12 protein-coding genes and 1 other annotated feature are annotated in these 12030 nt (G+C 56.3%); of the genes, 3 read left to right on the forward strand and 9 right to left on the reverse strand.

From position 1 onward, the window contains the following. The first annotated feature begins 119 nt into the window (after nucleotides 1-119). Complete coding sequence (gene ybaL / locus ACMVME_RS13740; protein WP_047744113.1) at nucleotides 120-1796, forward strand: YbaL family putative K(+) efflux transporter; 1677 nt, start codon at nucleotides 120-122, stop codon at nucleotides 1794-1796. Nucleotides 1797-1885: 89 nt separating this feature from the next. Here the strand turns inward: ybaL and ACMVME_RS13745 are convergent, their stop codons facing one another. From ACMVME_RS13745 to ACMVME_RS13785, 9 genes are all read right to left on the reverse strand, one after another. After that, nucleotides 1886-3190, reverse strand: a complete 1305-nt coding sequence (locus tag ACMVME_RS13745) for an inosine/guanosine kinase (protein WP_020885178.1) — start codon at nucleotides 3188-3190, stop codon at nucleotides 1886-1888. Between the two features lie 63 nt (nucleotides 3191-3253). Further along, a complete protein-coding gene (gene hemH, locus ACMVME_RS13750) occupies nucleotides 3254-4216 on the reverse strand; it encodes a ferrochelatase (protein WP_068795152.1) in 963 nt (320 codons plus the stop codon). A gap of 125 nt (nucleotides 4217-4341) precedes the next feature. Beyond that, entirely contained in the window at nucleotides 4342-4986 is a 645-nt protein-coding gene (gene adk / locus ACMVME_RS13755) for an adenylate kinase (protein ID WP_006809841.1), read from the reverse strand. A gap of 192 nt (nucleotides 4987-5178) precedes the next feature. Next, nucleotides 5179-7053 (reverse strand): molecular chaperone HtpG, encoded by a 1875-nt coding sequence (htpG, locus tag ACMVME_RS13760; protein ID WP_068795153.1) that lies wholly within the window; start codon nucleotides 7051-7053, stop codon nucleotides 5179-5181. Nucleotides 7054-7163: 110 nt separating this feature from the next. After that, on the reverse strand, nucleotides 7164-7769 hold the full coding sequence (gene recR / locus ACMVME_RS13765; RefSeq protein ID WP_006809843.1) for a recombination mediator RecR: 606 nt from the start codon (nucleotides 7767-7769) through the stop codon (nucleotides 7164-7166). Then, nucleotides 7769-8101 carry a YbaB/EbfC family nucleoid-associated protein gene (locus tag ACMVME_RS13770; RefSeq protein ID WP_010428194.1) on the reverse strand — a complete coding sequence of 111 codons (333 nt, stop codon included), beginning with the start codon at nucleotides 8099-8101 and terminating at the stop codon, nucleotides 7769-7771. Before ACMVME_RS13770 ends, recR begins: the two co-directional genes overlap by 1 nt. Nucleotides 8102-8155: 54 nt before the next feature. After that, complete coding sequence (gene dnaX, locus ACMVME_RS13775; protein ID WP_020885181.1) at nucleotides 8156-10084, reverse strand: DNA polymerase III subunit gamma/tau; 1929 nt, start codon at nucleotides 10082-10084, stop codon at nucleotides 8156-8158. Continuing rightward, nucleotides 8762-8826 (reverse strand) — a sequence feature (DnaX frameshifting element). Its footprint overlaps the gene before it by 65 nt. An 88-nt stretch (nucleotides 10085-10172) precedes the next feature. Further along, nucleotides 10173-10724: an adenine phosphoribosyltransferase gene (gene apt / locus ACMVME_RS13780; protein WP_000127359.1), complete on the reverse strand. Its 552-nt coding sequence runs from the start codon at nucleotides 10722-10724 to the stop codon at nucleotides 10173-10175. Between the two features lie 151 nt (nucleotides 10725-10875). Beyond that, entirely contained in the window at nucleotides 10876-11253 is a 378-nt protein-coding gene (locus ACMVME_RS13785; RefSeq protein WP_020885182.1) for a DUF454 family protein, read from the reverse strand. A 50-nt stretch (nucleotides 11254-11303) separates the two neighbouring features. Here ACMVME_RS13785 and priC point away from each other — a divergent pair, with 50 nt between their 5' ends. Then, entirely contained in the window at nucleotides 11304-11831 is a 528-nt protein-coding gene (gene priC / locus ACMVME_RS13790; protein WP_068795154.1) for a primosomal replication protein N'', read from the forward strand. A gap of 12 nt (nucleotides 11832-11843) precedes the next feature. Continuing rightward, nucleotides 11844-12029 carry a pleiotropic regulatory protein RsmS gene (gene rsmS, locus ACMVME_RS13795; RefSeq protein WP_020885184.1) on the forward strand — a complete coding sequence of 62 codons (186 nt, stop codon included), beginning with the start codon at nucleotides 11844-11846 and terminating at the stop codon, nucleotides 12027-12029. Nucleotide 12030: the final 1 nt, after the last annotated feature.

A 12030-nucleotide genomic window follows, 5' to 3' on the forward strand; every position in this document is an offset into this window, starting at 1 on the left:
TGCTGTTTTATTCAAACTTCAACAATTATTCATAAACATAACGGCAAAAATTGTCATAAACTATTACTCGGTTTTTGGTTTTTTAACCAAATGGAACACCCACAACGAAAGGAGACGGAATGCATCACGCCACACCGCTTATCACCACCATTGTTGGTGGACTTGTGCTCGCTTTTATCCTCGGCATGATTGCCAATAAACTGCGTATTTCGCCTCTGGTGGGCTATTTGTTAGCGGGTGTGCTGGCGGGTCCCTTTACGCCAGGTTTCGTGGCGGATACCAAACTGGCGCCCGAACTGGCGGAATTAGGCGTGATTCTGCTGATGTTTGGCGTAGGTCTGCATTTCTCACTGAAGGATCTGATGGCGGTAAAGTCGATCGCCATACCGGGAGCGATCGCACAGATAGCCGTAGCGACGCTGCTGGGAATGGCGCTTTCGACAGTGCTTGGCTGGTCGCTGATGACCGGTATCGTCTTTGGGCTGTGTCTTTCAACCGCCAGTACCGTCGTACTGCTGCGCGCGCTTGAGGAGAGGCAGCTTATCGACAGCCAGCGCGGACAAATCGCGATAGGCTGGCTGATTGTGGAAGACCTGGTGATGGTGCTGACGCTGGTGTTGCTGCCTGCCGTCGCCGGTATGATGGAAAAAGAGAGCGTCGGCTTTGCGACGCTGGCGCTGGACATGAGCATCACCATCGGGAAAGTGGTGGCGTTTATCACCATTATGATGCTGGTGGGCCGCCGTCTGGTGCCGTGGATCCTGTCCCGCAGCGCGGCCACCGGCTCCCGTGAGTTGTTTACTCTGTCTGTCCTTGCCCTGGCGCTGGGGATTGCCTTTGGTGCCGTTGAACTGTTCGACGTCTCCTTTGCACTGGGCGCGTTCTTCGCCGGGATGGTGCTGAACGAATCCGAGCTGAGCCACCGTGCGGCGCACGATACGCTGCCGCTGCGCGACGCCTTCGCCGTCCTGTTCTTTGTCTCCGTCGGGATGCTGTTTGATCCGATGGTTCTGGTTCAGCAGCCGCTGGCCGTGTTGGGCACCCTGGCGATTATTATCTTTGGTAAGTCGGTTGCCGCCTTCTTCCTGGTACGGATGTTTGGCCACTCGCCGCGTACCGCTCTGACCATCGCCGCCAGCCTGGCGCAGATTGGTGAGTTCGCCTTTATTCTGGCAGGCCTGGGTATGGCGCTGAATCTGCTGCCGCAGGCCGGGCAAAACCTGGTCCTCGCCGGAGCGATCCTCTCCATCATGCTGAACCCGGTCCTGTTTGCGTTGCTGGAAAAATACCTCGATAAAACCGAAACGCTGGAAGAGCAGACGCTGGAAGAAGCTATCGAAGAAGAGAAGCAGATCCCGGTGGATATTTGCAATCATGCCCTGCTGGTCGGCTTTGGCCGCGTAGGAAGCCTGCTCGGTGAGAAGCTGATGGCGCAGGGGATCCCGCTGGTGGTGATTGAAACATCACGTACCCGTGTCGACGAGCTGCGCGAGCGCGGCGTTCGCGCGGTGTTGGGCAATGCGGCAAACGAAGAGATCATGAATCTCGCGCATCTGGACTGCGCGCGCTGGTTGCTGCTGACCATTCCAAACGGCTATGAAGCGGGTGAAATTGTGGCGTCCGCACGTGAAAAATGCCCGAATATTGAGATCATTGCCCGTGCCCATTATGACGATGAGGTGGAGTACATTACCGAACGGGGTGCGGATCAGGTGGTGATGGGTGAACGCGAAATTGCAAAAGCGATGCTGACGCTGTTAACGAAACCGCCGGTTGACGAGGTGGTGACAGGGTAAGCGTGCCTCCTGCAGCCCTTGACTGCCCCTCTCCTACCGGGAGAGGGTACAAACACGAATACGGCAACCGCAAGGTTGCCGTTTTGCCTTTATCGGTCCCAGTAAGCTTCTTCGAGGCTATCTTCCCTCTCCGGCAGACCGCGGGTTAAGCGCGGCGAGTGCTGGTTCAGCACCTGATAACTCACGCGGTTCGCGTACTTACACACCTGCGCCAGCGACGAATAGGTGAGCCAGTTGAATTTGTGCTTGCTGGAATTCGGGACGTTGGTTTTATGGTAGGCATTCGCAGTGATGTCATGCAGCAGCGCCGCCAGTGCGCCATCTCCCGCGCCATTGGTGTTCATGATCTTTTCTGGCCCGCCCATATACGGCGCGATGTGGGAGTAAATACGCAGCGGGTTTTCGCAATCTTTATGGCGAATCGCGCGGCTGAACTCGTACTGGTTAAACTCGGCAATGGCGCCTGGCAGCAGTGGATGCTGCGTTTTGCGTTTGCTCTCTTCTTCCGTGAAGCCTGCCATATACAGCCCTACCGGTCCGGCAGTGCAGAGCACCAGATCGACCCAGTCGAGCGCTTTATCGGAGGCCAGCAGCGGATCGCTCTCGCCGGTCAACGCTTCAGCCTCTTCTTCGTTCATCGCCAGAATCGAGACGTGTTCCTTCAGGAAGGCCTGCCACCACTCGGGGTTGTCGGCTATCACGAATTTGGTGCCCAGCGTCAGAACGACCGGCACATTGTATTTCTTCGCGTACTCAATCGCTTTCATGGTGGCTTCCGGCATCGGCTCACCGGGTTTACAGCGCACCAGATACGACGTCAGCACCAGTGCAGACGCGCCCGCAATCACCGCTTCCGGAATGCTCTCTGCACGCAGCTTATTCATGTGGCCGGGGCTGATGGCAAAGGTACGTTCGCCGGAATCGCTGATCAGCGTGAAGCAGCGGCCAATCGGCCCGTCAACGCCCTGAAGGTAGTTCAGATCGGTGCGGCTGGAGGTATTGCACAAATAACGGTAGGCGTAGCCACCAATTTCGATGTTGCTGCACATGACGCCCAATAACACAGAGCGGTCGTCGGCAAGCACCGAGTAGTTGTGCATGGTGTTGCCGATAGTGCCACCGGCAAACTGATGGGTGATCAGGTTTTCGCGCGTCAGCTCCTGATACAGGGCTTCGGCAACATCGTCCTCAATCACCAGCGAATGACCGGCGCTCAGACCGTAACGAGCGACAAACGCATCATCCACTTTAGCTTCAATGTCCACCAGCGTCTGATCGATACCGACGACCCATGCGGCGCTGGTTTCATTTTCCGGCTGGATTTGCTGCAGGAGCGGATCGCGGGCATCAACGGGAAAGTAGTGTTTAGATTTGCGTTTACCGGGAAATTTCATGGGTCTGAACTGTGCAAGGATTATGGGCCGGGAATGGTAGCACAAACCCGGCCCATAGTGCGATCAGCGGCTGTTTGTCACCAGTGACACCATCATCTCAATATGCTCAGGCGAGTCGTTAAGGGCCGGAATGTATTCGTATTTCGTTCCGCCCGCCTCGAGGAAGAACTCTCTGTTCTGCACGGCAATCTCTTCCAGCGTTTCCAGACAGTCAGCGGAGAAACCGGGAGACATCACCTGAATATGTTTCACGCCCTTCTCACCGAGCATTTTGAGGGTTTCGTCGGTATAAGGCGTTAACCACGGCTCGCGGCCAAAACGCGACTGGAAGGTCATCATCACTTTCTCTGGCGGCAGGCCGAGGGTTGAGACCAGCTCACGGGTAGTATCGCGGCAGCGCTGCGGGTAATCATCCCCTTCATTGGCGAAGCGCTGCGGGATCCCGTGATAGGAGAGCAACAGCAGATCCGGCTCGCCATGTTTTTCAAACGACGCGCGCGCGCTACTGGCAAGCGCTTTAATATAGCGTTCGTTATCGGCGTAATCGCGAATAAAGGTCACGCCAGGAATACGGCGGCGGGTCGCCAGAATACGAGCCAGCTCATCCCAGACGGCGGCAACTGTCGAGCAGGAATACTGCGGATAAAGGGCGAGCACCACAATGTGGTCGACGCCCTGCGCCAGCAGCGAGTCGACCGCGCTTTCCAGTGACGGTTTACCGTAGCTCATGCCCAGCGCGACGGGCATATCCGGCAGGCGGGCGGCCAGCGCTTTTTCCTGCCGACGGCTATACACCATCAGCGGTGAGCCCTCTTCCATCCAGACGGACTGATAAAGCTTTGCTACACGTGGGGCACGAATCGGCAGAATGACGCCACGCAGCAGCGGCCACCACAACAGTCTTGGGGTATCCACGACGCGCGTGTCGCTTAAAAATTGTCGCAGGTAGCGTTTTACCGCTTCTGATGTCGGTGCATCTGGTGTACCCAGATTGGCAAGCAGGATGCCGGTTTTCGCCTGACTCATTCACGCCTCTTAACCATTTGAATGGTTTTCAATTGTAGCGGAAAAGCGTTTAAACGAAACCCATTGCTGCAATAGGTAAGATGAGAATTTTTCTCACCCGGAGAGCCCGGGTGAGAGAGGTGCAATTAGCCGAGGATTTTTTCCAGCTCTGCACGAACGTCAGCAACGGCTTTGGTGCCGTCAACTTTCGCGTATTTGGTGTTACCCGCCTGCGCTTCTTTGGTGTAATAACCGATCAGCGGAGCGGTCATCTGATGGTATTCCACCAGACGTTTACGCACGGTCTCTTCCTGATCGTCTTTACGGGTGGTCAGCTCTTCACCGGTAACGTCATCTTTACCTTCAACCTTAGGCGGGTTGAATTTGATGTGGTAAACGCGGCCAGAGGCAGCGTGTACGCGACGACCAACAATACGGTCAACGATCAGCTCGTCCGGCACGTCGAACTCGAGCACGTAGTCCACGTTGATGCCCGCTTCTTTCATGGCATCAGCCTGAGGAATGGTGCGTGGGAAGCCGTCCAGCAGGAAACCGTTACGGCAGTCTTCCTGAGCAATGCGCTCTTTGACCAGAGCGATAACCAGCTCGTCGGTCACCAGCTTGCCTGCGTCCATGATGTCTTTCGCTTGTTTACCCAGCTCGGAGCCAGATTTAACAGCGGCGCGCAGCATATCACCGGTGGAGATTTGCGGAATACCGTATTTCTCCATGATGAACTGAGCCTGAGTTCCTTTACCCGCGCCCGGAGCGCCAAGCAGAATAATACGCATTGCGAAAATCCCCTCAAAAGTCGATTCAATTTTTCAAAAGCGCTAAACAATACCACCAGAACGGATATGGCTCAAGGAAGGCAGGCGGGCTGAAACGGTTAATGAAGGGAGATTAACGGGAAGGAGCGGTCTGGTGCCCTCCCCCGGTCCTCTCCCACAGGAGAGGGGGAAGACCAGGGGGAGGCGGGTCAATTACGCCAGCAGCAGCGCATTCACACGTTTAATGAACAGGTTAGGATCTTCCAGCGTGCCGCGCTCGGCCAGTAGAGACTGATCCAGCAGGAGCTCAACCCACTCGGCAAAGCGTGCTTCGTCCTGCGTATCCGCCGCGCGTTTCACCAGCGGATGATCCGGGTTCAGCTCGAAGATATATTTCACTTCTGGCATCGCCTGGCCCGCCGCGGCGAACAGTTTCGCCATCTGGGTGCTCATTTCATCCGCATCCGTGGTGACAATGGCCGGGGTATCGGTCAGACGGTGAGTGAAACGCACCTCTTTCACGCGTTCGCCCAGCAGCGTTTTCACGCGCTCAACGAAAGGCTCCAGCGCCTTCTCCGCTTCTTTCGCGCTTTCGTCCACTTCATCGGCCAGCTTATCGATCGACTCATCGGCTTTGGCGACGGACTGGAACGCCTTACCGTCGAACTCGGTCAGGTAGTTCATCATCCATTCGTCGATGCGGTCAGACAGCAGCAGTACTTCGATGCCTTTCTTACGCAGCAGCTCAAGATGTGGGCTGCTCTTCGCCGCGGCGTAGCTGTCGGCGGTGATGTAGTAGATCTTCTCCTGCCCTTCTTTCATGCGGGAGACATACTCTTCCAGCGACACGGTCTGCGCAGAGGAGTCGGTGTGAGTGGAAGCGAAACGCAGCAGTTTAGCAATGGCTTCAACGTTGGATGTATCTTCCGCAGGGCCCTCTTTCAGCACCAGACCGAACTGTTTCCAGAAGGTCTGGTATTTTTCTGCATCGTCTTTCGCCAGTTTTTCCAGCATCTGCAGCGCACGTTTGGTCAGTGCATTACGCAGGTTGCGGGTGACGGTGCTGTCCTGCAGAATTTCACGGGAGACGTTCAGCGGCAGATCGTTGGAGTCAATGAGACCACGCACAAAGCGCAGGTAGTTCGGCATGAACTGCTCGGCGTCATCCATGATAAACACGCGCTGGACGTACAGCTTCAGACCGTGCTTGTGATCGCGGTTCCACATATCCCACGGCGCCTGTGACGGGATATACAGCAGGCTGGTGTACTCCTGCTTACCTTCCACACGGTTGTGGCTCCAGGTGAGCGGATCGGTAAAGTCGTGGGCGATGTGTTTGTAGAATTCGTTGTATTCGTCGTCTTTAATTTCAGACTTATTGCGCGTCCACAGCGCCTGCGCCTTGTTGATTTTCTCCCAGGACACCACGGTTTCACCGTCTTTCTCTTCCTGTTTTTCAATCTCAACCGGCAGGGCAATATGGTCGGAGTATTTGCTGATGATGGAGCGCACGCGCCAGTCATTCAGGAAATCATCTTCGCCTTCACGCAGGTGAAGGGTGATTTCGGTACCGCGGTCCGCTTTGGTGATGTCATCAACGGTGTATTCGCCTTCGCCTTTAGATTCCCAGAAGACGCCGTGATCCGCACTGTCGCCTGCTGCACGGGTACGTACGGTAACTTTGTCCGCAACGATGAACGCCGAGTAGAAGCCCACACCGAACTGGCCGATCAGCTGGCTGTCTTTCGCCTGATCGGAGCCCATTGATTCGAGGAACGCTTTGGTACCGGATTTAGCAATGGTCCCGAGATGGTCGATGACCTCGTCGCGGTTCATACCAATGCCGTTATCGGCGATAGTCAGGGTACGGTTCTCTTTATCAAAAGAGACGCGCACGCGCAGCTCTCCGTCGCCTTCGTACAGATCCGGGTTAGACAGGGCGCGGAAGCGCAGCTTGTCCGCCGCATCGGAGGCGTTGGAAATCAGCTCACGCAGGAAGATTTCTTTGTTGGAATACAGGGAATGGATCATCAGGTGCAGAAGCTGTTTTACTTCTGACTGGAAACCACGGGTTTCTTGTCCTTTCATCTATGTCGACCTCAACAATGCCATTTAATGGGGTTTTAAAACGTTGAGGGAGAGATGGGGATACGAGGGGAGAATTTCAAGCGGAGGCCGCGATTGCAGCCTCCGTTTGGTCAGAAAATAATCTTGTGACGTCCAGCCAGAGAGTGGGACAGCGTGGTGCCGTCCACCATCTCCAGCTCACCGCCCACTGGCACGCCGTGAGCGATGCGGCTGGCGTCAACGCCATACTGTGCGCACAATTCGGCGATGTAGTTAGCCGTAGCTTCCCCTTCCACCGTTGGGTTGGTGGCGAGGATCACCTCTTTGATCGTTTCGGACTCAAGACGCTGTTCAAGGCGATCGAGACCGATATCGTCCGGGCCAATACCGTCCAGCGGGGAGAGATGCCCCATCAGCACAAAATAGCGGCCAGAAAACTGCCCGGTCTGTTCGATGGCGTAGATGTCCGCCGGACTCTCCACCACGCAAATCTGACCGTTTTCCTGACGACGCGGATTAGTGCAGATGTTACACACGTCCTGCTCGGTAAAGGTACGGCAATCCGCACAGTGACCAATTTCTGACATGGCACGGGTCAAAGCCTGCGCCAGGCGCATCCCGCCGCTGCGGTCGCGCTGCAATAGCGTAAACGCCATGCGCTGCGCCGACTTCGGGCCGACACCCGGCAGACAGCGCAGTGCTTCCATTAACTGCGTGAGCAGCGGACTGGTTTGCATCAGAATGGCATCTTGAAGCCAGGCGGCAGTTGCATACCGCTGGAAACAGAGGCCATTTTCTCTTTCTGAGTTTCATCGATACGGCGCGCAGCATCGTTAAACGCGGCTGCAACCAGATCTTCCAGCATGTCTTTGTCGTCTTCGAGCAGGCTTGGGTCGATTTCAACGCGACGGCAGTTATGCGCACCGTTGATGGTCACCTTGACCAGACCGGCACCGGATTCACCCGTGACTTCCAGCTGAGCGATCTCTTCCTGCATCTTCTGCATTTTTTCCTGCATCTGCTGAGCCTGCTTCATCAGGCCACCCAGACCGCCTTTTCCACCAAACATAGGCTTCTCTCTTCTTTCACGTTTAAGGATTACAACCGTAAGTCAGACTCACGATCAAATGGGGCGAATACTCTCTTCATCCAGATCGGCGTCGAAGAACCGGCGCAGAGTCTGGATATTGTTATCCGCGATAATCGACTCGCGCGCCTGCGCGAGCTTCTCTTCATAAATCGCCTGACGCCATTCCAGTGGCGTTCGCACCGCCGGATTATCATCTTCAATGATAGTCAATTCAACCGGTGCACCGTGTAATGCGGTGAGCGCCTCGGCCAGCGCTTTTTGCGCGCCAGGGGAATTCAGGTGCCGCTGACCCGGTCGCAGGTGTAAACGTACCTGATGACCGTCCTGCTCTTTCCAGGCATTCAGCGCGACCTGCTCAACCAGCTTCGGCAACTGCAGTTTACTGACCTCTGCGGCCCACGCGTCACGCTCAATAGACTCTTCGGCAAGTTTCGCGGAAAGCTCAGGTGTTTTTTCATGCTCCAGCGCCTTTTTTAGCGCTTTCGGTGTGGCAACTTCTTCTTTCACCTCTTCAACGAGGGTCGTTGCCTTCCAGCGGTAAGCCTCTTCTTTCACCGGGGCTTTTTGCTCGAGCGCGGACGGTGCAGGGCGCGACTGAACGCGCTCCGTAACCGAAGCCAGTCGTTCAAGCGCGGCGTTGTTCACCGGCCGCGCTCTTCCTGGCGCTGCCGGTTCACTCTTTTTTGGTTTGGTTGCTCCCTGAGCACGTTGCAACTGGCTTCGTGCGGCAAGCACCGAACTGGTGGCCTCCGGCAGCGGTACGTTCTGCTGCGGGGGAGCCGTTGGCTGCGGTGGCACCTGCTGAGGCGACATCACCGCAGTGGGGGCGACCGGAGCAAAAGACTGTCGGGGCACTTCCGGCTCCGGCAGAGGCATGCGCGGATGGAACGCCAGCGCACGCAGCAGGGTCATTTCAACGCCCATCCGGGGATCCGGCGCAAACGGCAGCTCTTTGCGGCCAATCAGCAGCGTCTGGTAATAAAGCTGCACGTCAGCCGGTGGGACGGTGCGCGCAAGTTCACGCATCCGGTGTTCAATAACCGCCATATCGGCACCGATGGCGGACGGAGAAAGCTGCAGCATCGCCACGCGGTGCAGCAGACTCAGCATCTCAACCAGCAGCGCTTCCCATTCAATGCCCCGGGCAGCCGCGGCGTTCACCAGCGACATGACGCGTTCACCGTTGGCGGCAATCATCGCTTCGATGAGAGAGAGCGCCTGATCGTCATCCAGCGTGCCGAGCATGGTGCTGACCGCGTCGGTCGAGAGTTTACCGTCACCGCTGGCAATCGCCTGGTCGGTGAGACTTAAGGCATCACGAAGGCTGCCGTCTGCCGCGCGGGCCAGCAACTGCAGGGCGCGCGGTTCGTGGACAATCTTCTCTTCATCAAGAATATGTTCAAGCTGAGCGCGGATCTGCTCGACGTCCAGCGCCTTCAGATGGAACTGCAGGCAGCGCGACAAAATAGTGACCGGCAGCTTTTGCGGATCGGTGGTCGCCAGCAGGAATTTCACATGCGCGGGCGGCTCTTCCAGCGTTTTCAGCAGGGCGTTGAAACTGTGGCGTGACAGCATGTGCACTTCATCGATCAGGTAGACCTTGAAGCGGCCACGCGCCGGCGCGTACTGCACGTTGTCGAGCAGATCGCGGGTATCTTCCACTTTCGTGCGCGAGGCGGCGTCGATCTCAATCAGATCGACAAAGCGCCCCTGCTCAATTTCACGGCAGTTGTCACACACGCCGCACGGCGTGGCGGTGATCCCGGTTTCGCAGTTCAGACCTTTTGCCAGCAAACGGGCAATAGAGGTCTTACCGACGCCGCGGGTGCCGGAGAAAAGATAAGCGTGATGGATGCGACCTAGCGACAAGCCGTTCGCCAGGGCCGTCAGCACATGCTCCTGACCGACAACGTCAGCAAAGGTTTGTGGTCGCCATTTACGGGCTAACACCTGATAACTCATGGGCAGGCTCTGCAACGCTGGAAGGTGAATTTATGGAGGGGAATGCTATCACAACCTCACCCATTGAGCGAGGTTGTGAAAACCGGGATTAATGACCCGGGAAAGGCACCAGGCTGTAGCTGGTAATGCCCTGTTTTTCCAGGCGCTGTTCGCCACCCAGATCGAACAGGTTAATGATGAATGCCGCGTCGGTCACTTCACCACCCAGACGACGGATCAGCTTCACGGTCGCTTCAATCGTGCCGCCGGTCGCCAGCAGATCGTCAACCACCAGCACTTTATCGCCAGGCTTGATCGCATCAACGTGGATTTCCAGCTGATCGGTGCCGTACTCCAGTTCGTAGCTCTCTGCGATGGTTTCACGCGGCAGTTTGCGCGGTTTACGCACCGGCACAAAGCCAACACCCATTGCCAGCGCGACCGGCGCGCCAAACAGGAATCCACGGGCTTCGGTACCCACTACTTTGGTGATCCCGGCGTTTTTATAACGCTCGACCAGCAGTTCAATGCTGAGCGCGTACGCTTTCGGGTCTTCCAGCAAGCTGGTGACATCACGGAAAAGAATGCCAGGCTTTGGATAGTCCTGGATACTTTTGATGCTGTTTTTCAGATATTCAAGCTGCTGTGCAGTTGCGGTCATCGGTTTGTGCCTAAATGAAACAGTGTTACTCACAGCGCGCAACGAGTCGGCCAGGGTAACAATTGTTTAACCTTTGACCAGGCGCAGCTGTGCTCGAAAACGGTCGAATTTACTGGCTGCGCGCAATAATTGCAACAGCCATTATAAGGCTTCAGTGCTTTTGTTGCTTTTCATCAACCACGGGGATCCGCCACATAAAGAAAAGCAGACAGGCGAGGATCGTCAGCAACAGAATGCGCACCCACATCATTTTCACCAGCCATAATGAAATGGCAAAGGTAATCAGGATCACCGCGATCGCACGCGGCTTCGCACCGGGCGGCATTGCCCGATGTTTTTGCCAGTGGCGCAAATAGCCGCCAAACCAGGAGCGGTACAGCAGCCAGTGGTGAAAGCGCGGCGATGAACGGGCGAAGCACCAGGCTGCCAGCAGGATAAAAGGCGTGGTGGGCAATAAGGGCAAAACCACGCCCAGCGTGCCTAACACTACCGCGAGCCAGCCAATGATGATTAAAATAGTACGCTGCATAATGCGAATCGTTATCAAACTGAACGGCTACTTTACCACTGGAGAGCGTATTGAAAACAGCCCTGCTTCTGGAGACGCTGCAAAATCAGCTGTCCACCCTGCGCGCGCAGGCTACGCCGTTAATGGGGCATGCTACGCTGAAGCCGCGCTTTGACCGGCAGCTTTTTCGTACCCGCAGCACGCGCATCCAGGATTATGTTGCTGAGGCGCAGACGAATCTTGATGAGTTGCGCCATGCGGTTGAGAACAACCAACAGCAACAGGTCGCCTGGCTTGCGGAACATCTCACCGAGCAGATCACCGCCCTGCACCGTGAAATGACCGCCTGGCCGCTACGCGTCTGGGACAGCGCGTCGCCGGGTCTCGGTAAATGGCAGCGAAAGCGGCTGGAGAACCAGGAGTTTGCGCGCCGTCTGTTTGAGATGAAGCGGGAGCGGGAAACGCGCCTGAACGCAAGCGAGACGCTGGAAGAGCAGCAGTTATTAATGCGAGAGATTAGCGCCCTCGAGGGCCGCATCGTTCGTTGCCGTCAGGCGCTGGATGAAATTGAACGCGTCATTGAACGTCTGCCCCGTTAACAGGAGCCGTAAATGTCACTGGAAAATGCGCCCGATGAGGTCAAGCTGGCCGTCGATTTGATTATGCTGCTGGAGAATCATGATATCCCCGCCCAGACGGTGCTGAAAGCACTTGAGATAGTGAAGACGGATTTTGAAGGCAAGGTGAAGGCCAGTCGCCTTCACCCTGCCCCTCTCCCTCCGGGAGAGGGAACCTGAA

This window comes from Enterobacter cloacae complex sp. 2024EL-00711 (genome assembly GCF_047529885.1).
GTDB lineage: Bacteria > Pseudomonadota > Gammaproteobacteria > Enterobacterales > Enterobacteriaceae > Enterobacter > Enterobacter ludwigii.